Genomic DNA, 25,475 nt, shown 5'->3' with positions numbered 1-25,475 from the left:
CGAAAAAAAACCGCCGGAGCGGTTATTTTGATGAGGCTATGCGTCAGTTATAAATATAAATCGCCGTCGATACAGTGAGTATTGTAAATCCCCTGCACATTACCGTTATTTGTCCACATATCCCCCATCCAGCCGGAGTCCACTGTTGCCAGAAACCGGACATCGTAATAATTACCGCTGACATACAGGCCAAGTGCTGCCAGGTCGTAGTATTTATTCTTGATGGAAGAGACGAACGTGCCATAGTTACCAAGATTAAAATAAGGATTCTTATATTGAGAATAGCCGGACATTGCAGATAACAGCTGCCCTCCCATCAGCGGGCAATATTTGCTGGTATAGGTTGTCTTTCCATTCTGGTTACAGATTTGAATCCCGTATTTTGGCAACACAGATAAATCAGGGTTGTGATCGAACAACAGTACATTCAGATAGGCAGGGACGTCAGTCCAGATTGAATTACCACGCCTCAGCATCGTGCATGCCTGAGATTTTGGCCTGACATAAATTGTATAGCGACTTTCGTTGCTGATGTCATATCCGGGTATTTTAGCGCCGCTTCCCTTTTTACCATCGCTGTAAACCGTACCGGCCCACACGCAGTATCCCAGCTTAGAGAAATCTGTCAGCGTTGTGACACCATTCATGCCACGAAGCTGGATGCCATATTTACCCGCAGCGGATTTGGGTTTTGGGGTGCCATATACATCGTACACAAAAAACTTGCCGTAAGGGTCATCACCCCAGGCAGAGTAGTCCCCGCATTCTGCATAAACGTATATGTATGGTTCTTCCAGCCATAGTCTGTCTGTCCATAACTGAATTACTCCTGTCATACCGTTTGTTCTCGCCGCGTGCGCCCCTTTTTTCACCACAATAAAACAGTTATAGTCTGACATACTCGGAACCACAGCACGCCATGCTTTGCGGTCACGGATGTATTCCCACACGCCGGGTGGCTCCACTCTGTTTAATTTTGCAGATTCATAGGGGAAATAAAATTTAAACTGCCCCAGTTTCGCAAGTGGCTGACACTGCTCATCATCCAGATAAAAAGGCTTTGACCCGGTTTCAGGCTGAACATAAATACCGTACCGACTCAAGACAACCTCCCGATCCTGACCCGCAACACATTGTTTTCATCAAAAACATCTATCTTTGCGTTATTAATTTCCATCCGGCCACCTGATGCCGCGCTGCGGATATCGAGGTTTCCGCGAAATGTCGCACTGTTAAATTCTGCATTCCCGCCTTTGGCATCAATAAGGAAGCCTGTTTTACCCGGCACATAATTTTCTGACTGCATTTTGTCAGTAACAACCACGCTGTTGAGCCATGCCTGATTAATGAACGCCTCACGCATAAAGACCTGTCCGTCCTTCATGTACATGAACATGTCCATCGATTTTTTCACCGGATTATAAAACGCAAACTGCTGAGCGTTAAAACCGATAAGGGTGTTCACCTGACCACCTTTCAGCTCAGCCCCGATCACCATACCGGCGGAATAATCCTCACCGTTATAACGGATCCGGACTTTCATATCGTGGACCACGGATGCCTGACCGGATGCCATATCCCACTGCGCGCGGATGGAGTTCTGCGCCAGCGCCAGTCCGTCTTCTGCTTTAACCTGTACCGCGTCCAGTTTCTCCGCAAGTGCCGTTGTTTCCGTAATCGTGTAGTTGCGGACTTCGATAATTTCGGCTTTCATCGCGCCGTTTTCGCGCTGCCAGTAGCCCCACTGGCCGTAAGCGTTGTTGGCGTTGTTGATAATGGCCTCAAAATTATCGTCAGCCTGCGACTGCAGGTCTTTGATGATGGCTGAGTCTTCGAGCTCTTTTTGCACAGCGTCGAGGATTTCATCGGCATTACTTTCCGGAATACCACTGGCCTCAACAAATATCGATTTTCCGACCACGTTTATGCTGCGGACATACACATAATAGCGGTGACCTGCTTTCATATTACGTCCCTGCACAATCCACATAGTGCCGTTACCCAGATAAGCGGCCACAGATTCAACATCGCGGATATCGGCTACCTGTTTATCTGAAAACCAAAACTCATATTGCGCCCGTAGGCTGTTCTGTCCGCCGGAACGCGGAACAATACCGAGACTGAAATAGCCGGGTTCAACTTCAATATAAGACGGTGGCAGCGGCGGATTGACGGAAAATGATGTACTGGCCGGTTCCCCTTTCTGCCCTCTGTCATTCTGCGGGGTGACTGTCAGCACATAATTACCCTGCGGCATACCACTGAACCGGTAAAACGATTCTTTCGTTACCGCCGTTCCGGCAACACGGTCGCCGATGGTCAGCTTCAGCAGATACTCAACACCGCGCAGGGCATAGGGTGAGTTCCATGATGCTGCTGCCTGCCATGCCTCATTATCACTGCTTATTTCCACAGTAAGATTTTCAACCGGGGGAATAAAACCACCAAGAGGTGTATCCGGCTTCGGTTCAAATACCGCCCCCTTATCCACAATGGCTTCTTTTTCCGGCGCATGCTGAACCGCAGTAACAATAAAGGTTCCGTCACTGTTATCCGCCAGTGACACCGCCCGGAATAACCGGCGGCGCAGTGACGGCAGGGAGAGCGTCCAGACAGAATGTTGTGGTATACCTTCCGGCATCACATCGAGGGTAATCTGATTCGTAGCCGGATAGCCGGTCACTTTGATGGTTTTCGGCAGGCCGGAACCATCGGTGACAATAACATGCGCATCACCTTTGGCCGGTTTTTCTATGTTGCGGTCAAGCAGCAGCGTTTTCTTTTCCGGGTCAGCAGACAGAATGCGGCCGCCGATCTGCATATCCACCCAGTCGTTATCCGCTATCTCGAAAATATCACCGGGCGTATGGCGTAATCCTTCCGCACCAATTCTGAATTCAACCGTCTGCGTTTCGAGTTTTTCTGTCGTCAGGATCCACAATCCGTGCCGGTGAGCCTGCCCGCGACTGGTGCAGCCGAAAGCATCCACACGCAGTACATTCCGGCCGTTCTGTGCCACAGAGACATCATCAGACACCTGCTCCACACTGGTTTTCCAGCCGTTATCAGGATCAATGAAGCGAACCTCAACCACGTTATGTCGCGCCTTTGACGGACTGAAGCTGTATTCAAACACCCCGTCAGCAACGTTAGCGTTAGTGTACGGCCATACAGAATCAGACGGGCGGTCCTGCACAAACGTCAGAACCTGACCGTTCCACACCGGCATAATCCGCATTGAGGAACACAGCTCACTGATCACATCATAGGCTTTACGCAGATCGGTAATATAAGCATTACAGCGGACACGCGGCTCTTTACCGCCGAAACCGTCATCCACCTCCTGATCGCAGTACTGCCCGATCATATACAACGCGAATTTATCCACTTCGGCTATTTTCAGGCGCTGCCCCATGCCATAGCGCGGATGTGTCAGCAGATCCCACAGCACCCACGCAGGGTTATCCGACCATGCAGGTTTAAAGGTGCCGTCCCATATACCGGAATACACCCGTGTATCCGGGTTGTAGTTGGCCGGTACCTGGATAATACGGCCCTTAATAAGATAGTTACGGCGCGGGAATTTATTACCGAACTGCTCACTTTCAAATGTCAGTCCGGCGACCGCGGAGCCGGGGTAAGTCTGGTTAATATCAATAAGCTCTGAATAACTCGACCAGACCGTATTGTTCTGAATTTTATCCGTGGTGCTGTCCGGAGTTAACCGGCGCATCCGGACACTGAACGGGGACGGCGGTAAGTTATCCAGAATGACCGCCATCAGGTAAGGGGAGTTGCTGCGCTTGCCGGTGATGGTGACCACTTTTTCCGTTGACCAGACACTGCCACGCTGGATCTGAATTTCCAGTTGCACCGATGTCGCCACCCTGTCGCCGTTGTCTTTGGATTCCACCAGGGACTGTGTCCCGAACGTCAGCCGCAGGCGGTCGATATACGGTGAGGTGATTGTCCGGGTGACCGGGACATTGTATTTTACCTCGATACCAACCGGTTCCTCATTAGCTGATGAAGTAAAGCCGTATAGTCCCGGCTGTTCCAGTGTTCCTGCGCGCCACTGCGCCGTCAGTCCGTTTACTGTACTGTTTCCGGATCCGTCAATGACAGGCGTATCATCCAGATACACGCAGGACAAATCATTCACCACATTGTTAATTTCTTCCGGCCCCTCAATCGGCCCCTCACTTATCAGGTCAATCAGGGATATTTTCTGCCGTGAACTTAAATCATTCGGTGCCTCATACGGTGTACGCTGCCCGCCGCCGCCCTTTCCCATCTGTTACCTCACTTACCCGCCGTGTTTACCGGCATCAATATTAGTACCGTCGCTGTCATCCATAATCTCAATGGACTGTGAAATCACCCGCGACCCGCACATAATCCGCCCGTAGGCCACAGGTACGGCCACGCCCTGTGCCACGGTATTTTCGAGGTTACTGAAATAGGTATTACCCTTCTCTTCCTCACCCCGTGACATATCCGACTGTTTCGCTACCGGTGTCAGCATCTGTGCCACACCGCCCAGCATCATGGCCGCACCGGCCGACATCAGCGCACCACCGATAGCCCAGCCGCCGGGGTTCCACCATCCGATTGCCAGCACAGCAGCACCGGCGATAAACTGAAACACACCTCCGTTCTTAGCCCCTTCGATACGCGGGACAATGTGAACGACCGCATTCCGGGGAAGCGGATCATTAAAACGCCGGTGAATTTCATCCGGGGAAACATCACTGCCGGCGATCCGTATCTGGTACCAGCCGTCACGGATACGCTGCCGTAGCTGCGGGAGCTGGAGCAGAAGCCCATGGATACCTTCCGCCGCCGTTCTGACACTCAGATCAAAACGGCGTCCAAATCGTTGCAAATCCCCGTAAAGCCGGAAGGTTGCCAGTGGCGGTAACGCCAGATCGAGTGAGTCATTCGTTGCCATCGTGGGTTATATGCCTCGCGCTTACTGAGTTGATTGGGTATGTGGTGGAGAATGGTCTGTGCGCCGAGATAAACGGCGGCGTGATTCGCCCGGGAACTGGCGTAACAGAACAGGATCACATCCCCCGGCTGAATATCTTTTTTCACCCGGACAAAACCGTTGCTCTCCATATTGTCCAGGTAGAGTTCTTCACCGTGCCGCCACCAGTCATCATGCCGTTCAAAATCCGGCAGGTTGATGCCTGTCAGGTGATACGCATCCCGGAACAGGCTGTAGCAGTCGGTCACGCCGTGCACAAACTGGCGGCCCAGCAGAGGCGGCACCGGTTCATAGCGGTGGATTTTTTCGTCACAGACCAGCAGCCACGGCAGTCCGCTGTTTATCTGCATGGTCCTGTCTGCACTACTCAGATACGGCTGGCCGCCCGGGTGACTGTGAACCACAGCCACAACCTCGCCCTGCTCACCGGCACGGATAAAATCGTCAAACCCGACAGTAAAATGGTGTTCAGGATCCGGAGACTGATTCCGGCACGGCAGATACTGCTCCCCCTGCTCATTACGGATAATCAGGCCGCACGATTCCCGGGGCGCATCCGCCTGAGCGTGCGCCAGAATGGCGTGTTTAATCATGGAAACCCTCTGAAATGCTATTTGCTGAGACGGGAAGTGGAGACAAATGCCCCGATACGTGACTGGTTGTTGCGGAGTTTGCAGTCCGGCAGTCGTTTGCCGCATTTGTCCTTTGCCGGGTCACTGGTTGGTTTACCCCATTCATCAGCGACCGGCGGACCCGCGTAACCACATTCGGCAGACCGGTACCCCCACGGACACACGTCCGACAAAATAACCCGGCACGGCAGCATTGCGCCGTCTGTCTCACTGGGTGCGGCCAGCATGAAGGAAGCTGTTTTATTATTCAGACTGGTGACCTGTTCAATAACCCAGCGGCTGATAATTTCCTGTGACGGATCAGCGTCCGGATTTCCGCCCTCAAAGTTATCTGCATCGAGGAACCGGGATTTAACCACCCGGCGGATCACATAACCGCCACCGGCCCCATCCAGCTGACTGACAATACCGGTGATCAGGCCGAACAGGTTGGACAGTGTAATCGTCGGTCGTCCTGACGGGCCTTTTCCGCTGTAGGTGAACCCCTCACCACTGACAGGATAGGGATCATAAACCTGTTTTTGCCAGATAAGCGGCTTTCGCTGACCATTCATGCCGTTATAAAACCGGTACCGGATACCGCCGATATGAGTAAGGTCGATTTCAAACAGTTCAATTTCGGGGTCGGAAGCCAGCTCAGTAACTGCAATCCGCATTTCCGGAGAGATGTTCTGCATTGCGCCTCCCGCTACTGTAACCGGGTAATCTGTGAATTATTTCCCGTCACCGGATAAAGCAGCTGCATCTGCCCTTTAACATCAAATGCGGCCATACACCGGGCATCAAAATCCTTATAGTCTGCTGAGCTGTTGGCGATATTGGTCACCGCCACCATTTGCTCTTCAACTTTCCGTAAGGCATCTGCCTTGAGGTACTGGTGAATTTTCTCACGCGCAGACCGACTTTCTTTTACCGATTCGTATACATAATCAGGCAATGCAACGCCGTATACCCACTTCGCCGTGATCATCCCGAAGAGTGACGGGCACCCGCCGACATGACCAAAGTAAGGAACACCGGCCATTTTTGACAGTGCGCGATAATAGGGCTCCTGAAAACGCTTTTCCCACTCAGTGGCGTCTTTGTATGTCAGCAGGCCGATAACCTGATCTTCCGTCAGTGTCATATTCTGCGCCATCAGCATATTTTTTATATGCCGGTCACAGGCACGGGCGAACTTTGGTGATAACCAGCGGGCAAACTCAATGACCAGTTCCGGGTGAATCCAGGTGCCCCCATAGCGACCTTTCTCCACCCGAACTAAAAGGGGGGAAATCTCCTCTTTAGAATTATAGGCTTCAATATCAAGCTCTTGTCCAACTTCTGAAATGTATTCTTTTGTCGATGTAGCTCTCAGCCAGTCTTTCGTAAGCTTTCCAAAATACCGGGCTGCCACTGTTGCATTCACCCAGCAATCACCATTAAACGGGATCAGGGATTCGTCATACTTCATGGGTATGATTTTAATCATGATGCTTTCCTTATTTAGGTAATGAACCTTTGCCACATAGGAGATCAGCCCATCGAAGCAGCATCAGCTATAACTGATCCCCTCAAAGGCTCATTCCTAAATATCGGTTCGATGTTTAAAAGCGTGTGTGCATGTGGTGCACAGGTGGATAAAACTGAATTTCAGGTATAAAAAACCCGCCGGAGCGGGTTATTCATGGATATGTTTCGTTGGCGCTATAGCGAATCAGATAATGCTTGCGCTTTTTTCTGTACTTCGCTTTCAGAACTGGCTTTGGCTTCTTCTTTTATTTTTTTTAATTGCAGGAGATTTATATAATAAGAATACATTCGCGTTTTCACCAGATGAATCGGTAGTCAGCATCAACCCAGTATTGCCGCCTATATCATCTTCAAATGATGAAAAATATTTTCCACATTGCTCATTACCAATACATGCTGCAAATGACATCGAGCCTTTATTATAATTACGCCACAGATACTCATCTGAGTATTGCTCACCGTACTTTGAAACTAAAACCTCCTTCAAAACATTATATTTTTCAACAGCCTTATTACCGTTACTATCATTATCTATATAAAACATCATTTCGACACTTGTGAGTCCGTACTTTTTATCAATACCAATACTGTACAACTCTAATCCATCAACTTTATTATCTTTATTGTTTACCAAAAATTGCTTAATACCGTCTCTGAATCCTATTTCCTTTATGCCGCCAGTTTTTTCAATAATCTCATTTTTAGTCATCCCCCACTTCAGTCCGAGAGGTGCTGTTATTTCTTTTCCATTTGTTACCGCTGATGATGAAAAGCAAAAGCCAAGAAGGAATGTAAAAAATGCGATGTTTTTTTTCATGGTGAACCCCGCGTTAATCAGTTTTATGCCAAAACCTCTTCAAATTCAGCGGTAACATCGGTTCTAAGCGCCCCCACTGAAAATGACCATTTACGGCATAATACCTTGATTGCGTTCATTTGATGAGGAGGTTTCCAGAGAAACGCGGTTACGCCCGCATGTTTTTCCAGAAAAGCCCTGACAACCTGAGCCTCAGCATTCTTTGGTGATAATGTAACGCTGTATTTTTCAAGATTAGTATTGAAGCCGTCAGGGCGGCGCTGCTCATAGCCATCACCGAAACGAACAGAGCGAACACGGGGTTCGCTCTCTATGTTCATGCCGGGTTTTACTTTCCAGGTGAATATTTCCATTGTTACCCCATCGCTCCGCCCGGACGGCGTTCTGATGCTAATACCTGTTTGGTTTTTTGTTCAACTAACTTCAGGATCTGCTGAGTTGCCTGCGGGCCCATCTGTCCATTGCTGCCGTCATTATTGATAGTGAAATAATTATTCTGAATAAGAGGTTCCCCACCTCCACCAGCCAGTTTAGCCACCACGCCTAATTTTCCGTCAACACCGCGCCGTAACGGGAAGATTCCTTCTGGTCCGGCTTCCCCCATAACACCAGCGCCATGCGCAAAAGCAAACATCGTTGGCGTACGAACCACTTGTCCGCTGTATGCGCTCAGTGACGGAGAGTTATAAACGCCGCCGTTTGCGTTCGCCGTGAAGTTAAATCCCATTGCATCCATCCCCATGACAATCGACTTTTTAACAAAAATTTCTGTCAGCATTTTCAGTATCGATGTAGTGAACTCACGGAAATTAGCCTTACCGGTTGTCAGAACGGATGTCAGCTCAGTTGAGAATCCGTTCAGTGCAGCCATAGTTGCATTCTGGATTTGAGCATTTGAATCCAGTGCGGCATCACGGTAATCACCCCATGCAGTCTGTGCCCCAGCCAGCCAGTTAGCGCGTTTTTCCTCTTCCGCTGCATATGTTGCCGCCTGAGACTCAAGCATGTCATTCAATCGCGGATTATCCTGATGTGCGGATAGAATCTGCGACCGTTCAAGCGCCTGCTGTGCCTCACGCGAGGATTTACCGATAGCATCACGGATCGCATTTTGCTTTTCAGTCTGCTGCTTAACGTATTTATCTGCCTGATCCTGAAGTTTATTCAGGCGTTCCTGTGCAACAACTTCATCACCCAGCAGAGCCAGTTTCTCATGTTGAGCCAGTACCGCCGCTTTATTAGCCAGAAGTGCCTGTTCCTGTTTGGTTAACTGCCGCTTACCCCTGGCCTCTTCGGTAATGGCGATCTGCGCTTCCATTTCCCATAGTTTTTTACGCTCAGCGCTGATCACATCAGTGACTGATTTGTGCTCTTTCAGGACGCGGAGCTTTGACTCCAGGGCTACCTGCTCTTTAATGGCCTGCTCTTCGGCTTTGGTACCTTCGCCTACCTGGTACCCCTTCCCCTTTCTTTCTCGCGGTTTATCCCTTGGTCTATTTCGCCAAGCGATCATTCGCTTAGCATTTTCATATTCGTCTTCCGATAATGCCCATCTGTCTTTTTCCAGTTTAGCCAGGTCAGCTTTTTGTTTTTCCTCCCAGGTGGCATTTTTTAAAAAATTTTCCTGCCTTATTCTGATCCTGTTAACTTCTATCTGTTCATTATTTTTGTCGGCCTGCGCACGAGCTTTATCTAAGTCTTCTTTAAACTTTTGCTCTTTCAGCGAGGAAAGCTTGCTTTTAAGGTGCTCTGAGTTAACCGAGCTGTTAACCGACCATGGAGAGTCCGACATCCGCTTAAGCGAATCTTCAATATCACGGATTTCTTCATCAAGTGTCTGTTTTCTGCCAAGCCCGAGCATGGTGTCCCAGGCCTTTCCTGCCGCATCCCGCAAGGTAACCCACGCAGATTCAAGATACCCGAGGTTATTACTTATATCCGTGGCGCCATCATTAATGGCCTGAGCGTAAGCATCCACCGCCAGGCGGGCAGCGGCGGTTTTATCACCCTGTAATTCCAGTGTGCGGATCTGCTCAAGCTGTGCGGCGGTCAGGTGATGATTGGCCTTTTCCAGTTCCAGTGAGGCCTGTAACGGCTCGTCCTGCAGGCGTTTGAACTGGCTGATCGTGGTTTCCACTGACTGGCCGGTGATATAGTTCATCTGTGCAGCCGCTTTCGATACGCGGGTTAATTCGTTATCCCGGAACAGGCCTGTGCCGACTACCTCTGACAATGTTTCTGCCATTTTATGGCGGGTTATGCCGCCGCCGGACAGTGTCCGTGCCATTTCATTAAGCTGAGATGCGGTTTTATTGGCATAATTACCGGTCAGGATCAGCTGTTTATTGAAGTTGGTAAACTCTGATTCCGCATCGTATGCAGCCTTACCTGCACCCACGATGCCGGATATGATCCCACCCCATATACCGCCGCGCAGTAACCCTGACATCCCGAACTGACTGGCAAGACTGTTAAGCCCGTTACTGAGTAGTTTGCTGTTATTCTTAAACTTCTCCGTTTCTTTGTTGCTGTCACGGAGTTTATTGATATAGATATCCGCTGATGAACTGACGCCCAGTTGCGCCGCCTGGTAACGCAGCATTTCTTTGCGGGACAGGTTCTGTGTGGCTACCTGTTCTTTCAGGCGCTGAATAAACCGGGTTTTCTGCTGCGTCAGGTTTTCATCCGCACGGCGTAACTCTGTTGTGCGCTGCGTGACGGATGAGATCAGGGTCAGATAATCCTGCTGCGAAATGGTACCGGCACGCTGCGCCTGGTTCAGTTTTGTCTGAATGACAGCCAGTTGTTCAAGCCCGCTGCCGGTCTTCTTTACCGCATCAATCTGACGGAAGAAACTTTCGGTCATGGCATCCTGCTGCCGCGCCAGATCCCGACCGGCCGAATCTTTCTGCCTGCTGTTATTGATCTGTTCATTCATCCGGCGGTGCATGCTGTCAATTTCACGCGCCGCGGCTTTCCATTTCTGAACAAACTTATCAGCACTGAATATCTGAGACTCATCCAGCGTTTTCAGTGTGGCCTGTGTACTGTTCGCTGCCTGATTAACCGCTGCTGACTGCCCTTCGGCAAATTTACGCATACGCTCAGCTGACGCATCCGCACTGGCTGCAGCCTGCAATAACTGACGTTCGACGCGTCCAACCTGCTCAGTGAATGTGGTGCTGTCCGCACTGAGATTAATGACCAGATCAGCTATCTGCTGGCTCATAACGTACTCCCCCGGCGATCCCCTCGCCTGCTGTCATTAACAGTGAGTCGTCAGTCTCACCGGTTTCTTCGCTGTGTTTCAGTAACAGAAAATCATTCAGCGACAGGTCTTTGCTGCCGCCCACCAGCGACACCACGGTGTTACTGAGTGCGGCGAACTCCAGATCAATCAGCTGATAAGTGAATGGCGTTACCCCGAAATAGGTGTACCAGTCCCCCAGCTCTGTTGCCGTCATATCCGCCAGCATCCTGCGCCAGTCCGCCCGTTTAAATTCATGAGCGAGGCGCAGGATAAACTGACGCTCACGGGCGATTACTTTTCGGCCGGTTCCGGATCTGCGACCGGTTCAGCACTTTCACCGTCTGTGGTTTTGACCTGCATATCACTGAGTTCAAGTACCAGTTTTGCCGCCTGCTCCAGCGCGACCGGCGGCCAGGTGCTGAGAATATCAGCGCGGATCTCATCAACCTGTTTACCCGCTGTATTACCCACATTGAACAGAGAACGGGCTACCAGAAACGCATTTGATTCGATATTCATACGCACATAGACAGCAGTACGTTTCAGGCTCTGCGCATCCTCTGCCGGCGCTTCTTTTTCAGTCTGAGTCACCAGGTGATCGAAGTACTCCACCCGCTGTAAGGCCGATAATTCGCTCAGCATCAGTGATTCGCCGTTGTACGTGAATTCTTTCTGTTTCAGAAAATTCATCATTGTTTCTCCTCCGGATTATTCCGTGGCTTTGGGGGCTGTGCGGGTTTCTCCGGCTGCCGGTTTCATTTCTTCCGCCAGTGCCGGGCGGCCGGAGTTGGTGATTTTGATGGTGCGGGTGATCACCTCTTTTGCCGGTACCGATTTACCCAGGCTGCTGACCCATCCTTTGAACAGATCAACCGCGCCGTTCGGATAGCGGATTTTGTAGTAACGGACATCACCGGTATCAAACCAGCTGACCAGGTCTTTCTGTCCCTGCTCGCCGGGTTTCCAGGCCAGTGTGATATTGGCTTCACCGGCTGACTTTTCACCCTGAGCGGTTGCTTTCCAGTCGGCGTCCTCATCATCCAGATAGGTATCGTCGTAACTGTCAGCGCTGATTTCCCCGGGCTGAAGCTCTTTGATTTTTGCCAGGCGCGTCCAGCCTTCGTCTGCCAGCGGATTTTTGGTCGGGTCGTCTTCGCCGGTATAAATCCACAGCGTTGTTCCGGCGCCTTTGACAGGAGTCAGCGGGTTAGGAGGTAAAGGCATAATTTTTCCTTACATTGAATACGTCAGGTGATATGTCAGATCGGCTGAGCCCCACAGGCACATTTCATCATCGCGCTGATAGTCGTAGCCTGCCGCTGACATGGTTTCGATAAGTCCGGCCAGTGCCGGTACGGATTGCATGGCGGGATAAATTTTGTCTTCCATCCATTCGTCCAGTTTTGAGTCCGGATTACTCGCTTTCAGGAAAACCTCAATATGCAGAACGGCCTGCCACTGGTCTTCATCCACAACATCATCCGTCGGCGAAGCGTCAGTGAGATACACCGCGACAACCGGGAGTTCAGACCCCTCAAGAAATACCGGGCGACCGTCATATACCTGAGTTTCCCCGAGGTGTGCCCGCAGGGCATCAGCCACCGTCAGCCGGATAGCGGAATGTTTATGCATCAGGGGAGCCTCGCTTTGATATACAGCCGGAGCTGATTTTTCAGTGCCTGCCCGAGTTCTTTCGGCATATCGGATTTCAGAAGTGATTCTGTTTCATCCGTAAATGCCTGTGTCAGCGGGGTCACCAGGGGGATTTTCACCACATCAATCGGATAACGTGAGTTACTGGTGCGCTGCATAACATGCCAGCGACCGTTTGCCAGTTGCTGAATAAACGCATCCTCAAACTTAAACCGCCCGATTTTCAGTACACTGCCGCGTCCGTGTTTATCACGCCGTTTGCGTGACAACTGAACCTTAGCTGTACCGAGTGCAATGGCCGGGAGATTGCCTCTGTTCACAAGTAACCGCGCACGGGGCACAGACTGTTTACTGCTTGCTCTGCGCAGACGGACACGCTGACGGATCAGCTTCTGCTGCAGTTGCGTTTCGCCTGATACCCTTTTGACACTGCGCCCTATCGCACGGACTGCAACCCGGTTTACGGCCTGAGCCGTGGCGACCGGTACCGCCGTGCCGCTGATTGTGTTCAGGTTATTAATCGCCTGCTGAATACCATCCATATTATTCACTCTCGATAAAAATATGGGGCTTGCCGTTATAGCGCAGAGCACGGGTTACGGTGTACTCCGCATTGCTGATAACGACCCTGTCATTCCGGCGTGCGGTGACCCCCGGGGTGAAAATCACGTAACTGACCCCGTCACCGCTGACCGGTCCCATTTCCGGAAGAAAATGAAACTCAACAGCACAGACAGGCTGATCATTCAGATAAATGACTTCCCCCATTTTTTCCGCTGTCAGTGCATCCATCCGGGACTTCATCTGCTGAAACGGGGTCATAGCGTTATCCCTGTGCCGCCGGCGGGAAGACGTTAATCTTCACAGCGGCATCTGCGTCACCGGCAGCCGCATCCTCCCAGGCTACGCCGATCACCACGCCGCCGGTATCCACCAGCTGACCGTCTTTAACGGAAGCCGCCGCCCCCGCTTTAAGCACCAGCCCGTTTTTTTTAGGCAGCCGGAAAACCCCTTCGGCAAATCCGTCACCGGTTGCACCGGCGGCAATGTCTGTAATTGCCACCGCGGCCAGTGAGCCAACCTGCACCAGTGAACCGCTGGTAACGGGTTTGGTTCCGCTGTTAACAATCGCGATGGTCATCCCCTGCTGCTGATAATTCTTAGCCATAATCGTCTCCGCGGCACCCGCAGGTGCCGGATTTCAGGTATAAAAAAAGCCCTTACGGGCGTTCATGATGTGATTCTCAGCCGGATTACTGGCCTTTCACCTGGATCATTCCGCGATAATCCAGCGGTGCCACACCGGCATCAATACGGATTTTCGTGGTTACACCATCTGAGGTGAACCCTTCCTGCTGATCGATATACGGGGTATCGATACCGTTCAGGTAGGCAACTTCGATGGTGTCACTGCCCTGAGAAGCGGCCATGTACCAGTCTTTTTCACTGTTATCATCCAGACGCGGCTCCGTGATAATTTCCGCAATATTGCGGATCGGGTTGATGATATTGGCATTCACATCCGCCCCTTTCACACTGCCGGAGCCGACAACCTGAAGCGCATGTGTTTCCAGAGCTGCCGGTACCAGCATAAAGGCCGGACGGATATTCAGCGTACGTTTACCCTCTTTCTGCTGGCGCATCAGAGTACGGCCTTTGCTGATGGTCTCCACATCCATGCCGCCGGACAGCGTATTTTTATGATCTGCACTGAACAGGGCTTTGCCGTCACTCAGTTTCCCGTTCTCTGTCAGTACGGCATACACCAGGTCACCAATGGTGGCTTTTGCAGCCCGGCCGAGTTTGTTCGGGATATCGGTCAGCGCATTCATATCATCGTTGATGATGGCCTGACGGGTGATACTGAACAGTTCCCCGTACGTTGCCAGCGCAATGGTCTGCCCCTTGTCACCTGTGGTGACGTATTTATATTCTGCCCCTTCGCGCACCTGACGCAGTGACGGAAAACCACCGAGGCCGACACGGTGAGCAGTTTTAAAGTCGCTGAGCTGACCTTTCTTCGTCCACTTATCATAGGTTTCTTCCGCCTCTTCCCAGCCCGTCAGCAGGGATTTATAAGCCACATCCATCAGGATATTGCCGAAATCCGAAGTGCTGTGTGTGAATGCCGCAGCGACCATCTGCATCGGGTTCAGGGTGCTGATACCAATACCGCGCTCCGTCAGCGACATACGCGCCAGTTCACGCAGTGTCATGCTGTTATACGGGTTATCCGGCTGTGCTTCTTCGTGCCCGGCACGGGTCATGACCGATGCACGGATGCCGTCACCGGTGAAATTACCGTTCCCGGCATAGATATGAGCATTATTTTTGTTGCTTGGTGTGGATTCAGCCCCCAGTTTTTCCAGCAGTTTCGCACGGGCGTCTTCCAGTGAGCACTGCGTGTCAGTCACGCAATCCACCATCAGATCATTATGTTTGCCGCCGAACATAGCGAACAAATCCTTAATACCGTTCAGACGGGTTTGTTCCTGAGCGCGGATCTGATTCTGTACATCCGCATTATCCGGATGCGCGACCGGCTGAGTCTGAGTCACGGTTGCGGCGGGCTGCGTGACCGGTGCCGGATTCGGCACAGAAACCGGTGTGGTCTGAGCGGTATTTTTCGGTGATACCTGGTTTTTAATAGCCTGTGGCATAGCAGTAAAGTCCTCGATACGTTTGGATGTGATACAGGCCATCGCCTGTACCGGGTCAGTAAGTTGATCAGCAAACCCGTGTGACAGACATTCGTCGCCGTTCATCCAGGTTTCCTCTTCTAACATGGCGGCAATCTCTTCCGCCGTTTTGCCGGTTTTGGCGACATACGCCGGGATCAGCACATTTTCCAGCTTATCCAGCAGGTCGGCGTAATCCCGCATTTCATCCGCATCACCCCAGGCAATTCCCCACGGTTTGTGGATCATCATCATGGCGTTTTCCGGCATAATCACGGTGTCACCGACCATGGCAATAACAGAGGCCATCGAGGCTGCCAGTCCGTCGATATAGACTGTGATCTTTGCATCATGGCCTTTCAGCTGGTTATAAATGGCGATCCCGTCAAACACCTCACCGCCTGGGGAGTGAATATGCAGGTTAATCTGACTGACATCCCCCAGCGCCAGCAGCTCTTTTGAAAATTGCTTTGCCGAGATCCCCCAGCCGCCGATTTCGTCATAGATATAAATGTCCGCCGATTGGGTATCCGCCGCGGCTTTCATTCGGAACCAGCTTTTAACCGGTGCGGATGCTTTCGGGTTACTTGTCATCGTCCCGGGATTTGGCATCGTCAGGCGCTCCTTTGTCATTCGCCGGATCGGTGTCAAACACCAGCCCCAGCTTTCTGTTTTCATCAATTTCCGCTTTACGGCGGCGTTTTGTATCAGCCGGGCTGGAGCCTCTGGCTCTGACCCATTCACCTTCTGTTGCCCCGCCGCCGCGCAGCAGCACCTGCCAGGCTTTCGCTTCTTTCAGCGGGTCAATCCACGGCATCACCGGGCCGCTGTAAACCGCATTCATTAAAGAAGCGGGATCAACATCCGGCGGTACATCAATCACCCCCTCCGCCACGGCCATTGTCAGCCAGCTGCGGTACATCGGGCGGGTCACTGCGGCCACAAACGCATCCTGTAAAATGCCGTAGCCCTCAAAAGACTCCACCAGCTCCTGGCGCTGGGCGCTGTAAGTGCCGTCATAATCACGTGAAATACTGGAATAACTGCCGCGGCTGCCGGCGGCCACCGCACGCAGCTGACCATTACGGAAAGATTGCAGGTTTGGGTTCGGGCGATCAGATTTGACCATACCGATATCCTCACCGGGTGCCAGTTCATCGAAGATAATGCCAGGCTCGATATTCAGCTCACGCTCTTCCTGCTCATTATCAGTACTGTAGATATCCCCCTTCTTGATGTACATTCCGAGTGATGCGGCGATACGGGCAGCGGTGAGTTCCGCGTCCTCATAATCTTTCAGAGCACTCAGGCGGATCAGAATGCCGGACAACAGACTGTGCCCGCGCAGCTGATGCAGGCGGCGGGTAAACTTAAGGTGCAGCATGTTTTCAGCGTCGATGGTTTTCAGATCCTGCGACCGGTACAGGGCTGACGGCATATTTTTATACACGTTGTAACTGACAGGCCGCCCCCACTCATTGAGTTTCACACCCTGGCAGATATTGCTGCCCGGCACATCCAGATTCAGCGGCACAAAGTCCGGCTCCAGCGCCTCAATCCAGAAATGCACCCCGTTTTCCCGACTCAGACCTTTGGCCCGTCCGGACACCATCTGACCGAATACCTCTCCGTCACGCAGCCAGGTACGCGTCATCAGCCGTTCAAGTACCGGACGGGTATACTGACCGGTCACATCCGGACTGACAGACCATTCCGACCAGGCCGCACGGATCTGTTTTGCCAGGTCATCTGCCAGTTCACCGCCGCGCAGCAGCGGCTGCGGCTCAACAATAATGCCTTTCGCACCAATCACCCGCTCTTCCAGCTTATCCAGCAGACCGATCACAAGGTCGTGGTTGTCATCCAGAAACCGGGCCTGCTCGCGCAGTGACCGGCCGCCGGATTTCACCAGCTGATTCGCGTTACGGGATTCCCGCCGCGCGCGGTGGGTACGGGTCGGCATCGCGGCCTCATAGGCTTTTATCTGCAGGCGGGACCGCATCCGGGACGCCTGCCAGCCCGGCGCAATCAGGCCGATAGCACTGTCGATCAGCTTCATCGCGGAAACCTCGCCAGTTTATAACCCGGCCTGCCGGAGCGGGACGATAACAAACCGCTGCGGCGGCGCTCCCAGTATTCCCGCCCTTTGCGGATTTCGCTCAGGCTTTCCATCGACATGCTCTGACCGTTCATCGTGATGCTTCTGCCCTGCAATACAGCGCGTTCCGCTTCCGCGTACTGCCGGATCATGTCGTCAATCTCTTCTATGGTCATATCCAGCCACCTCCGGATGATGAAACAGGGGCCCACGCCGATGCTTTCCGTTTTTTCGGTTTCTTCGGTTTCGCGGATCCGGTTGTTGAAATAAGGGTGATATTGTCGGGGGAGTCAGTGTTTTCAGGCGGAATAACAGGAATATCGGGTAACCGTGCCCAGGGCGGCGGTTTATCCCATTTGATTTTCTCGTACCCCTTTATGATCACCAGTGCATGGGCGTACACCATCAGGTCAAAGGCTTCGTTTGCGCCCCGCCCGGGCTTTTCCCATTTACCGCTGGTCAGCCGCTCCTCATAGGTCAGTTCGTCATAGAAAGAGTCATCCAGCCAGTCCGGAAAATGCACATAGTTCGGGCCCGGCATATCACGGCTCAGTGCAGCAGCCACCCGGTCTTTCAGGTTGTCAGTCTGCAGCAGATATAACGGCACATCCCCGGCGGCTTTCGCCTGCCGGTCAGAGCGTCCGGTGTTATCCGGATAGGATTTGGTGATCAGTTTTGCGCCGGTACGGCTGCCCCCCTTGAACAGAAACACTTTGCGGCTGATGCCGTCACGGCGGCACTGCCGCCAGAAAGCATACGCATTATCAGTAACACCGCTTTCACCGCCGGTATCCACCCCCAGCATCATGACGGGCATTCTGATCGCCGGATGTCCGGACAACGGATATGTTTTATCCAGCACATCTGTTATCAGCAGCTTCCAGTCCTCCGGATAGGCACCGGGATGAATACGGACACACTCGCCGTTGCCGTCCGTCCGCAGGGATTGGGTGATATCAAACCTGTCCACAATCCAGCGTTCACCTTTTTCACCGTAGCCGGTGACCTGAACCACAAACCGGCGGTTTTTCCCGGCCTGTACGTCGACGGTTGCCACCAGAAAGCGGACACCTTCCGGCACACAGCAGATCCCGAGATCCTCCGCCCGCGCCAGCAGTTCTTCTGCCCTGCGCTGATCCTGAGTATGTTTCGGCCGGTACGGCAGCCCCCAGTCCGTATTGATCACCGTTTTCAGGGTTTCTTCGCTCAGAGTGAGCTCATATTCCTGTTCGGCGGTGAGATATTTATAAACGAGCTGGGACAGCGTCTGATAGGCGGCAGCCGGTCCCTCCATCCAGAATGACGCGATACGGGAGCGGCGGGCATCGCCGGTAATGTTGCCGTACCGGTCAATGTCCTGGCCGTCTTTCAGCCAGACACCGCGATTATTCAGCTTCCGCTTTTCGCTGCCGGAAATGTGTCCGGTGCAGTGCGGGCACTCAATATAAGCCGCCTCACTGGCTGTCACCGGATCCGGGTCATCCCGGTAACCGGCCACCGCATCAAACACCGGCTGAAAGTATTCCCCGCAGTGCGGACACGGCCAGTACCAGCGCTGCCTGTCGCCGCGATTGTACAGCGATAAAATACCGGTGGTCGGCGGTGCTTCATGGGGTGATGACGGCGTCCATTTCTGATCGGTGATTTCCCGGCCGGGTGAACTTTCCACCAGTGTCATCCCGGCGGACATAAATGTTGTGGTACGTTTTGACGCAAGGGAGAAAGCATCCCCCTCGCCGTCGATATCTTCCGGAAACCGGTCATAATCCGTCAGTGCCACAAACCGGTAATCCGATGAGGACATGATATTGACGGACGGCCAGCCGATTTTCAGGTAGTTACCGGCGCGAAATGTTTTGTCATGCACGTTATTGTCATTGGTGCGCGGGCTCAGCCGTTTAGCTACTTCCGGACTCGCACGAAATGTCCGGTCGAGGCGCTTTTTGGAATGCTCACGGGCTTTTTCTTCCGTCATCTGAATCAGCAGAAAATCAGCCGGATCACAGACTATCGTGTAGACAATCCAGCCGTCGATAAGCCCCACGGTTTTACCGGTACGCGCCGGACCGACAAAGATCACCGCATCATATTTCCGGGATGTCAGGCAGTTCATAGGCTCAATAATGTACGGCGTCAGGGTGTCTTCCCACTGCACCGCACTGCCGCCGCCCATCGGCACCCGCATGTATTTTTTAACGGCCTCCGCCACCGGCATCCGGCGCGGCGGACGCAGCAGCACAGAGACATCCCGGCGCATTTCAGCCGCCGACGCATAACCTGTACTCATCCGTTTTCTTCCTCTGCGTTTTCCACCTCCATCGCCAGCAGATCGCGGAGTTCATCCACCACATCCTGTGCCTGTGTGATTTGCTCAGGCTGCCAGCCGTGGTCACGCTCCAGTCGGTCAGGCCAGGTGTCCAGCACCTGGGCTATCGCTTTGATGATGGTCGCCATCTCACGGTGAGATTCTTCAGCAGGTATCAGCTGGCGCAGCGAGGTTTCAAGTTTGATGCGTTCGTTTTCAGACTGGAACCAGTCTTTACGGTCTTTCGGGAACATTTTGTCCGGATCCTGAATACCGGACGGATCTTTCTCTGTGTCAGCACCGAATATCACCGGACCGACATCGCGGAGGGCATACACCGGATTGCCGCGTACTGTTCCCGCTATCGCCACATTTGCATCGAGCAGCCGCTTTTTAACCGTACCCCGGTTCAGTCCGAACGCTTCAGCAATCTTTGCAACACTCCAGTGATACGCGTCCCCGAGATTGCTGATATTAGACATTGTCACCTCACACTGTCAGGTGGATTCCTTATTTATTGTTGTTAATCAAATGGATAAACAACACTCAGGTGACAGACAAAAACCAGCCTTGTCACCTCAGTGTTGTTTTTTATCAACGATATCAATGAATTAACTGGCCTGCTGCTGACAGCATGGAAATCCGAAAATGAGCCGTTTCCCGCGATGCCGCCGCCCCGTGGTAAGGGTACCCCTCCGGGAGTACCTTTTCACAAGCACACATATAAACAATGGGTTATAAGGTTCACGCTAATTTCTCCGTAACCAATTAAAAAGCCCACTCAGTGAGCAGGCTTTGTGATGGGTTATTGTTGTTCTGCCGGGGACAGCTCACCTTCCTCAAACCAGCCATCAGTCCCACGTCCATCCGCTGCCAGATAATGAATGAGATACTGATTCGGGCCGTTATGATATTCAGCACGGGCTTTCACATGACCTTCTTCACCGCTGATGGTGACCTGCACAACCTGACCTAATTCATGTTTAAACATAGCTTTTCCTCTGGTAATAAAATGCTCCGCTATTTAGCGAGGCTCTATTGATTCGCCCGCAAAATTGCCTGTATATTGAGCATCGTAGTTAGAGTAAATATTCTTTGTCGATTGCTTACTTGCCCTGTTCTTACAGGGCATTTTTTATTTGTTCCGCATATTGAAATTACGGAATTATCGGGGATATACTCAACACGAAAATCACAATAAACATTTCCTGAGTCTTTTATATGTGCCCCTCGTCATGGGGGCTTTTTTTTACTTCACCCTCTCCGCCTCAATCTCCCGCATCGCCCGCTTATCTTGGCTTCCCGCTTCGCTCTGTATCCGCTTTCCGGATATCCATTAACTGCCCGTTCGCCTTATCCAGTGCGGTCAGTAGTGGCTCTATCCATTCAACCGCCTGGCAATATGTCAGGCGGCGAGTGGCAGTGGTGCCAGTACCGGTTGTGTCAGTGATGCCGGGAGCGGAACGCATTGCTGATTCACGGATGGTGTAGACGTGGCTGAGCAACCCGTCAGAAACAGGCTGAGGAATATACAAATTGCAGGTAGCCTCTTTCCGGATGATTGTGCGGTATTCAATCTGCTTCTCCTGTGATTGAGCATCGGCGCGCATATTACGGTTGGCGTTCGCCGCGGCCACGCGATCAAAGATTTCGATACTGGTGTAGGCGTTATCAATCACCTTTTGCTGGTCAGTGATAACCTTGTCCTTGTGTTGGCCTTCCGTTTGTTCGGCTGACAGCATGCTGAACATCCACAGACCAAAGAACACGACAGCCCACACCCAGCCGTTGAGTAATACAGTGATTACCCTTTTCATAGCGCTTCACACTCATAATGGATCACGCCGTCCAGCGGGTTACCCGGCAGCGGCTTACAGTGATTCGGGAGTGAATACAGATAACAACCCGCCAACAGAGCAGTAGTCAGCAGGATGATAGCAATGATGATCAGTGTTAAAGGGTTCCGTGGCATACCGCTTTCTCCGTTTCGCGCCGGTTAATCAGACCCTGCCACTGCTTACCACCGGCAAATGTCCAGCGTTTCATTTCGTCACAGGCACCCGCGATATCACCGGCATTGAGTTTCCGCAGCATTGTCGAACGCGAGAACGCACCGGTTCCGGTGTTATATGCAAATGAATAGATGGCCGCCCGGGTATTGTCATCAATCGGTACTTTGATCATCGGGTCAATCGCGCGCCGGACTTTCGTCAGGTCGTCATGCAGCAGCGCCTTACATTCAGCATCCGTGTACAACTTGCCGGGCTGAATATCACTGCCGGTATGGCCATAACATACGGTGAGCACTCCGGCCACATCACGGTAAGGTTTGTACTCAACACCCTCATACGCGGGGATCAGCACCAGCGCTCCGGCAATCGCCCCGGCGGCACAAGCGGCCATGACTTTTTTAAATAATCGGTTATTCATGATGTTCTCCGGCTTTCAGTTGGAATTCTTTCCGTTTGTAATACCAGTTCACCAGGAACGTCCCGACAGTACAGATGATCCCGGCAACAATAGCCCACTGGTCCAGAGATAAAACGCCAAAAGCAGAGGTTATAAGTCCCCAGGCGTATGCTGTAGGGCTGGAATATTTGTCAGGCATGCGCATATCCACCCCCTGCGGAGTGTTCCGTATGTTGAGTGATAGGGTAATGCCGCAACCGGTTTATATTGTTACAGACGGTTAAAGTGAGGTGGCTGCGGCATTATTCGGATAATCCCGCCAGCGGCGGGAAAGCAATAAAAAGAGCACTGTGGCCGAATACGGATTAGGTAATGAGCCTGTCGTATTCCAATGCTCTTATTGTTGCTAATGGTAAAAAGCCGCACACAGCTCTTGTGTTAAGTGATAACGAGATGATTGATACTGTGGAGGCGTATATGAAAAAGGCCGCACTGAGCGACCTTTGTAATACGTATTACTTTTAATTCACACAATAAATATCTGATAGATAAGTCTATAAAAGACACATTCGCATGTTTAATCGTTTTTCAAGCCTATTACGGATAAATGCGTATTTTTAGGTTATAATCGAAAGGTAACAAAAACCTGAATTTATATGAAAATAATGTCGTTTATTCTTTATGCCGGTTATTCCCAAACCGGCTTTTTTTTGTGCCTGAAAAGAGAGGCTGATTTAGTTCAGCCGGACTGCCCTGCGCTACCAGAGCCTCATAGCAAGAATAGCCGAATATATGAACCGCTCTCAAAACACCAGAGTATTATTTTTAATATCACAACCCATAACGCAATCTTAATGATTGAGGGTAAGGGTTAAAATACCTTTGTTTATTCAGGTAGTTATCAGGATACTCAGATAAATAGTGCGTTATTAATGTCAATGGCGCCAATAAAGGCTGTATTCCCTGACGATATTCTAAAATTAATTTACTTAATGCCTGTCTTTGGTTTGATGTTAAATAGCGTTTAAAATAACCTTGGATATGCATAAGCACATTAGTGTGATTGCGTCGTGTTGCTTGATTTTGCAATAGTTTCATGAATTTATTTCGATACTCTATAAAAAATGATTCTATTGAATTCCATTCTTTGTTATTAGCAACGAGACGGCCTAATTCTCTATAAAGAGGCTGAGAGTGTGCAAGTAAAAGGAGTTTGTATCGGGCATGAAAATCCATTAATGAGCGACGATTTAATGATTTTTGCTTTAGTTCATTCAGTTCATGAAGAGCAAACACCCGTATAATAAAATTTTCCCGAATATGAGGGTCACTTAACCTGCCATCTTCCTCAACCGGCAACCACGGCATCGCTTTTAGTAATTTCTCAGTAAAAAGGCCGATTCCAGACTTTTTATTGCCATTACCTACAGAATCATATACCCGAACTCTTTCCAAACCACAACTAGGTGAGTTTTTACAAACAATATAACCGGATAAATTAATAGTTTTGCTCAGATATTCAGTAGAGAAATCCACCATTTTTTGAGTTAAATCACCTTCCCGTCCATCACTGAATTTGAGTATAACGTTCTTTTCTTCAGACTTAACCAACCTCAATGCAGGTCTGGGTGCAGGCAAACCAATCGCCATCTCAGGGCATGCTGATTGGTATTCGAAATAATCTGATAACTCATCAACTGCAAAGTGAAAGCGCTTATGTCCACCATCAAATCTAACACTATTACCCAATAAGCAAGCACTAATACCTACAGGGATTTTTTTATCAAAAGTATTATTCATATAATCAGATGTAGGTAAAAAATTCATTTTTGTCACCTTATACGAAATCAATTATAAAAAAAACGCTGATATATAGTAATTGAACTCATATTAGTAACATTACACTTTATTTGCTAGTTTTATAAATAACGACTCTACACTCTGATAAATCAGATAAAAAGCCCCACCGAAGTGAGGCCTGCGCTACTGTTTCGGTACTTTAATCCACGTTTAATCACACTATAGCAGCGCACTACAGATGTAGTGTTTTCACGTGAAACTTTCAAGACCTGGCAATACTATTTCAGTCTTCGTCTGCTCAAACCGCTCCGCTTCCATCTCCACACCCAGAACGCGGCGATTGTGCTTCAGTGCGGCTTTCAGTGTCGCTCCGGACCCCATAAAGAAATCAGCGACCAAATCACCTTCACGGCTGCTGGCTTTTATGATGTGCTCCATCATTGTGGCCGGTTTTTCACAGGGGTGCTTTCCGGGATAATACTGAACCGGCGGGAAAGTCCACACATCGGTATAAGGCACATCAACTGATACCGTAAAGTAACGACGTAACAGCGAATACCGATCTGCCAGTTTGTGATATTCACGCCTGAGTGTATGTTGCTCACTGACCAGATCATTATGTTCACGGTATAACGGGTTATTTCGCTGACACTCTGCAGCTGTCCGCTGAAAAAGTGCCTGTAATTTCCGGTAATCTGCTTCATTCGGTAACTGCCACTGACTGTACCCGAACCAGTGTGAAGACATCTGCTTGCCGGTTGCCTGGTCAATTTCTTTTGCCGTGATACCCAATGCATCACGCGCCTGCCGGAAATACTCAATCAGCGGGGTAAACACATTTTTCTTCAGTTCATCCCGCCGCTGGTGGTACTCACTGCCTTTTCCTTTTACCGGTCCCTGATAATGCTCTGCAAACAGGATCCGCTCAGTAGACGGGAAAAAACAACGCAGGCTTTCTTTGTTTTGCCGCCGCCACGGTCCGGAAGGTTTCGCCCATATGATATGGCTGAGAACGCTGAACCTCTCCCGTAACAGCATTTCTGTATCTGAGGCCAGACGTGAACCACAAAACAGGTACAGGCTGCCGTTTGGTTTCAGTACCCGCCAGAACTCTGCCAACATTTCGTCCAGCCAGGAAAGATAAGCAGAAACGTCCGGCCACTGGTTATCCCAGGCACATGTTTTTACCTGAAAATACGGAGGGTCAGTGGCGATTAAATCAATGCAATTGTCCGGGAGGGTTCTGATATAGCTGAGTGAGTCGTCGTTGACTAAATTAATACTGTTTAAATTAACAGTGTTTTTCATAGATCCGGGTAACCTTTTTTGTT

27 protein-coding genes and 1 pseudogene are annotated in these 25,475 nt (G+C 50.9%); all 28 read right to left on the bottom strand.

Annotation, left to right across the window (positions count from 1 at the left end; translation table 11 throughout):
- Window positions 1-47: 47 nt before the first annotated feature.
- Window positions 48-1,103, bottom strand: coding sequence for a DUF6453 family protein (locus tag JL661_RS06095; protein WP_062771353.1), 1,056 nt, complete (start codon window positions 1,101-1,103; stop codon window positions 48-50).
- On the bottom strand, window positions 1,100-4,294 hold the full coding sequence (locus JL661_RS06090) for a TipJ family phage tail tip protein (RefSeq protein ID WP_125112374.1): 3,195 nt from the start codon (window positions 4,292-4,294) through the stop codon (window positions 1,100-1,102). Before JL661_RS06090 ends, JL661_RS06095 begins: the two co-directional genes overlap by 4 nt.
- 12 nt (window positions 4,295-4,306) lie before the next feature.
- Complete coding sequence (locus JL661_RS06085) at window positions 4,307-4,951, bottom strand: tail assembly protein (protein WP_187305318.1); 645 nt, start codon at window positions 4,949-4,951, stop codon at window positions 4,307-4,309.
- Window positions 4,855-5,583, bottom strand: a complete 729-nt coding sequence (locus tag JL661_RS06080) for a C40 family peptidase (protein ID WP_062773621.1) — start codon at window positions 5,581-5,583, stop codon at window positions 4,855-4,857. The genes JL661_RS06085 and JL661_RS06080 overlap by 97 nt, the downstream gene beginning before the upstream one ends.
- A 17-nt stretch (window positions 5,584-5,600) precedes the next feature.
- The gene (locus tag JL661_RS06075) at window positions 5,601-6,299 is read right to left on the bottom strand and encodes a phage minor tail protein L (protein ID WP_004242408.1); all 699 of its coding nucleotides are present in this window, start codon (window positions 6,297-6,299) and stop codon (window positions 5,601-5,603) included.
- 11 nt (window positions 6,300-6,310) lie between these two features.
- Window positions 6,311-7,093, bottom strand: a complete 783-nt coding sequence (locus JL661_RS06070) for a KilA-N domain-containing protein (RefSeq protein ID WP_062773617.1) — start codon at window positions 7,091-7,093, stop codon at window positions 6,311-6,313.
- Window positions 7,094-7,354: 261 nt separating this feature from the next.
- On the bottom strand, window positions 7,355-7,951 hold the full coding sequence (locus JL661_RS06065) for a hypothetical protein (RefSeq protein WP_218481034.1): 597 nt from the start codon (window positions 7,949-7,951) through the stop codon (window positions 7,355-7,357).
- A gap of 23 nt (window positions 7,952-7,974) precedes the next feature.
- Window positions 7,975-8,304, bottom strand: a complete 330-nt coding sequence (locus tag JL661_RS06060) for a phage tail protein (RefSeq protein ID WP_062773611.1) — start codon at window positions 8,302-8,304, stop codon at window positions 7,975-7,977.
- Between the two features lie 2 nt (window positions 8,305-8,306).
- A complete protein-coding gene (locus JL661_RS06055) occupies window positions 8,307-11,180 on the bottom strand; it encodes a phage tail tape measure protein (protein ID WP_062773608.1) in 2,874 nt (957 codons plus the stop codon).
- Window positions 11,161-11,427: a phage tail assembly protein T gene (locus JL661_RS06050; protein ID WP_316576523.1), complete on the bottom strand. Its 267-nt coding sequence runs from the start codon at window positions 11,425-11,427 to the stop codon at window positions 11,161-11,163. The genes JL661_RS06055 and JL661_RS06050 overlap by 20 nt, the downstream gene beginning before the upstream one ends.
- 65 nt (window positions 11,428-11,492) lie before the next feature.
- Complete coding sequence (gpG, locus tag JL661_RS06045; protein WP_049246345.1) at window positions 11,493-11,894, bottom strand: phage tail assembly chaperone G; 402 nt, start codon at window positions 11,892-11,894, stop codon at window positions 11,493-11,495.
- Between the two features lie 66 nt (window positions 11,895-11,960).
- Window positions 11,961-12,425: pseudogene (locus JL661_RS06040) on the bottom strand (phage tail tube protein); the annotation flags it as partial.
- 9 nt (window positions 12,426-12,434) lie between these two features.
- A complete protein-coding gene (gpU, locus tag JL661_RS06035; protein ID WP_062773605.1) occupies window positions 12,435-12,833 on the bottom strand; it encodes a phage tail terminator protein in 399 nt (132 codons plus the stop codon).
- Window positions 12,833-13,396: a phage tail protein gene (locus tag JL661_RS06030; RefSeq protein ID WP_004242398.1), complete on the bottom strand. Its 564-nt coding sequence runs from the start codon at window positions 13,394-13,396 to the stop codon at window positions 12,833-12,835. Before JL661_RS06030 ends, gpU begins: the two co-directional genes overlap by 1 nt.
- A 1-nt stretch (window position 13,397) precedes the next feature.
- On the bottom strand, window positions 13,398-13,676 hold the full coding sequence (locus JL661_RS06025) for an ATP-binding protein (protein WP_062773603.1): 279 nt from the start codon (window positions 13,674-13,676) through the stop codon (window positions 13,398-13,400).
- Between the two features lie 4 nt (window positions 13,677-13,680).
- The gene (locus tag JL661_RS06020) at window positions 13,681-14,022 is read right to left on the bottom strand and encodes a DUF2190 family protein (protein WP_004242395.1); all 342 of its coding nucleotides are present in this window, start codon (window positions 14,020-14,022) and stop codon (window positions 13,681-13,683) included.
- Window positions 14,023-14,107: 85 nt separating this feature from the next.
- Window positions 14,108-16,144, bottom strand: coding sequence for a ClpP-like prohead protease/major capsid protein fusion protein (locus JL661_RS06015; RefSeq protein ID WP_096875280.1), 2,037 nt, complete (start codon window positions 16,142-16,144; stop codon window positions 14,108-14,110).
- Window positions 16,116-17,591 (bottom strand): phage portal protein, encoded by a 1,476-nt coding sequence (locus JL661_RS06010; RefSeq protein ID WP_096875279.1) that lies wholly within the window; start codon window positions 17,589-17,591, stop codon window positions 16,116-16,118. The genes JL661_RS06015 and JL661_RS06010 overlap by 29 nt, the downstream gene beginning before the upstream one ends.
- Window positions 17,588-17,806: a DUF6148 family protein gene (locus tag JL661_RS06005; RefSeq protein ID WP_004242389.1), complete on the bottom strand. Its 219-nt coding sequence runs from the start codon at window positions 17,804-17,806 to the stop codon at window positions 17,588-17,590. The genes JL661_RS06010 and JL661_RS06005 overlap by 4 nt, the downstream gene beginning before the upstream one ends.
- A complete protein-coding gene (locus JL661_RS06000) occupies window positions 17,803-19,917 on the bottom strand; it encodes a phage terminase large subunit family protein (protein WP_125112376.1) in 2,115 nt (704 codons plus the stop codon). Before JL661_RS06000 ends, JL661_RS06005 begins: the two co-directional genes overlap by 4 nt.
- Window positions 19,914-20,417, bottom strand: coding sequence for a DUF1441 family protein (locus JL661_RS05995; protein ID WP_024474667.1), 504 nt, complete (start codon window positions 20,415-20,417; stop codon window positions 19,914-19,916). Before JL661_RS05995 ends, JL661_RS06000 begins: the two co-directional genes overlap by 4 nt.
- A gap of 323 nt (window positions 20,418-20,740) precedes the next feature.
- Entirely contained in the window at window positions 20,741-20,926 is a 186-nt protein-coding gene (locus JL661_RS05990; RefSeq protein ID WP_004242385.1) for a hypothetical protein, read from the bottom strand.
- A gap of 298 nt (window positions 20,927-21,224) precedes the next feature.
- Window positions 21,225-21,752, bottom strand: a complete 528-nt coding sequence (locus JL661_RS05985; protein WP_062773645.1) for a hypothetical protein — start codon at window positions 21,750-21,752, stop codon at window positions 21,225-21,227.
- Window positions 21,749-21,907: a hypothetical protein gene (locus JL661_RS05980; protein ID WP_163623278.1), complete on the bottom strand. Its 159-nt coding sequence runs from the start codon at window positions 21,905-21,907 to the stop codon at window positions 21,749-21,751. The genes JL661_RS05985 and JL661_RS05980 overlap by 4 nt, the downstream gene beginning before the upstream one ends.
- On the bottom strand, window positions 21,889-22,365 hold the full coding sequence (locus tag JL661_RS05975) for a lysozyme (protein WP_070580166.1): 477 nt from the start codon (window positions 22,363-22,365) through the stop codon (window positions 21,889-21,891). The genes JL661_RS05980 and JL661_RS05975 overlap by 19 nt, the downstream gene beginning before the upstream one ends.
- Window positions 22,358-22,549 (bottom strand): phage holin family protein, encoded by a 192-nt coding sequence (locus JL661_RS05970; protein WP_024474664.1) that lies wholly within the window; start codon window positions 22,547-22,549, stop codon window positions 22,358-22,360. Before JL661_RS05970 ends, JL661_RS05975 begins: the two co-directional genes overlap by 8 nt.
- Window positions 22,550-23,175: 626 nt before the next feature.
- Window positions 23,176-24,171 (bottom strand): YbgA family protein, encoded by a 996-nt coding sequence (locus JL661_RS05965; protein WP_062773651.1) that lies wholly within the window; start codon window positions 24,169-24,171, stop codon window positions 23,176-23,178.
- A 222-nt stretch (window positions 24,172-24,393) separates the two neighbouring features.
- On the bottom strand, window positions 24,394-25,452 hold the full coding sequence (locus JL661_RS05960; RefSeq protein ID WP_062773653.1) for a DNA-methyltransferase: 1,059 nt from the start codon (window positions 25,450-25,452) through the stop codon (window positions 24,394-24,396).
- Window positions 25,453-25,475: the final 23 nt, after the last annotated feature.

The sequence above is a fragment of the Morganella morganii genome (genome assembly GCF_019243775.1).
Classification (GTDB): Bacteria; Pseudomonadota; Gammaproteobacteria; order Enterobacterales; family Enterobacteriaceae; genus Morganella; species Morganella morganii.
This window is presented reverse-complemented; position numbering and strand designations above follow the sequence as displayed.

What these genes read in the sequence shown, in the direction of transcription:
- JL661_RS06090 (WP_125112374.1), bottom strand. Translation starts at nt 4,294, where the DNA reads ATGGGAAAGGGCGGCGGCGGGCAGCGTACACCGTATGAGGCACCGAAT.
- JL661_RS06085 (WP_187305318.1), bottom strand. Translation starts at nt 4,951, where the DNA reads ATGGCAACGAATGACTCACTCGATCTGGCGTTACCGCCACTGGCAACC.
- JL661_RS06080 (WP_062773621.1), bottom strand. Translation starts at nt 5,583, where the DNA reads ATGATTAAACACGCCATTCTGGCGCACGCTCAGGCGGATGCGCCCCGG.
- JL661_RS06075 (WP_004242408.1), bottom strand. Translation starts at nt 6,299, where the DNA reads ATGCAGAACATCTCTCCGGAAATGCGGATTGCAGTTACTGAGCTGGCT.
- JL661_RS06070 (WP_062773617.1), bottom strand. Translation starts at nt 7,093, where the DNA reads ATGATTAAAATCATACCCATGAAGTATGACGAATCCCTGATCCCGTTT.
- JL661_RS06065 (WP_218481034.1), bottom strand. Translation starts at nt 7,951, where the DNA reads ATGAAAAAAAACATCGCATTTTTTACATTCCTTCTTGGCTTTTGCTTT.
- JL661_RS06060 (WP_062773611.1), bottom strand. Translation starts at nt 8,304, where the DNA reads ATGGAAATATTCACCTGGAAAGTAAAACCCGGCATGAACATAGAGAGC.
- JL661_RS06055 (WP_062773608.1), bottom strand. Translation starts at nt 11,180, where the DNA reads ATGAGCCAGCAGATAGCTGATCTGGTCATTAATCTCAGTGCGGACAGC.
- JL661_RS06050 (WP_316576523.1), bottom strand. Translation starts at nt 11,427, where the DNA reads ATGCTGGCGGATATGACGGCAACAGAGCTGGGGGACTGGTACACCTAT.
- gpG (WP_049246345.1), bottom strand. Translation starts at nt 11,894, where the DNA reads ATGATGAATTTTCTGAAACAGAAAGAATTCACGTACAACGGCGAATCA.
- gpU (WP_062773605.1), bottom strand. Translation starts at nt 12,833, where the DNA reads ATGCATAAACATTCCGCTATCCGGCTGACGGTGGCTGATGCCCTGCGG.
- JL661_RS06030 (WP_004242398.1), bottom strand. Translation starts at nt 13,396, where the DNA reads ATGGATGGTATTCAGCAGGCGATTAATAACCTGAACACAATCAGCGGC.
- JL661_RS06025 (WP_062773603.1), bottom strand. Translation starts at nt 13,676, where the DNA reads ATGACCCCGTTTCAGCAGATGAAGTCCCGGATGGATGCACTGACAGCG.
- JL661_RS06020 (WP_004242395.1), bottom strand. Translation starts at nt 14,022, where the DNA reads ATGGCTAAGAATTATCAGCAGCAGGGGATGACCATCGCGATTGTTAAC.
- JL661_RS06015 (WP_096875280.1), bottom strand. Translation starts at nt 16,144, where the DNA reads ATGCCAAATCCCGGGACGATGACAAGTAACCCGAAAGCATCCGCACCG.
- JL661_RS06010 (WP_096875279.1), bottom strand. Translation starts at nt 17,591, where the DNA reads ATGAAGCTGATCGACAGTGCTATCGGCCTGATTGCGCCGGGCTGGCAG.
- JL661_RS06005 (WP_004242389.1), bottom strand. Translation starts at nt 17,806, where the DNA reads ATGACCATAGAAGAGATTGACGACATGATCCGGCAGTACGCGGAAGCG.
- JL661_RS06000 (WP_125112376.1), bottom strand. Translation starts at nt 19,917, where the DNA reads ATGAGTACAGGTTATGCGTCGGCGGCTGAAATGCGCCGGGATGTCTCT.
- JL661_RS05995 (WP_024474667.1), bottom strand. Translation starts at nt 20,417, where the DNA reads ATGTCTAATATCAGCAATCTCGGGGACGCGTATCACTGGAGTGTTGCA.
- JL661_RS05990 (WP_004242385.1), bottom strand. Translation starts at nt 20,926, where the DNA reads ATGTTTAAACATGAATTAGGTCAGGTTGTGCAGGTCACCATCAGCGGT.
- JL661_RS05985 (WP_062773645.1), bottom strand. Translation starts at nt 21,752, where the DNA reads ATGAAAAGGGTAATCACTGTATTACTCAACGGCTGGGTGTGGGCTGTC.
- JL661_RS05980 (WP_163623278.1), bottom strand. Translation starts at nt 21,907, where the DNA reads ATGCCACGGAACCCTTTAACACTGATCATCATTGCTATCATCCTGCTG.
- JL661_RS05975 (WP_070580166.1), bottom strand. Translation starts at nt 22,365, where the DNA reads ATGAATAACCGATTATTTAAAAAAGTCATGGCCGCTTGTGCCGCCGGG.
- JL661_RS05970 (WP_024474664.1), bottom strand. Translation starts at nt 22,549, where the DNA reads ATGCGCATGCCTGACAAATATTCCAGCCCTACAGCATACGCCTGGGGA.
- JL661_RS05965 (WP_062773651.1), bottom strand. Translation starts at nt 24,171, where the DNA reads ATGAATTTTTTACCTACATCTGATTATATGAATAATACTTTTGATAAA.
- JL661_RS05960 (WP_062773653.1), bottom strand. Translation starts at nt 25,452, where the DNA reads ATGAAAAACACTGTTAATTTAAACAGTATTAATTTAGTCAACGACGAC.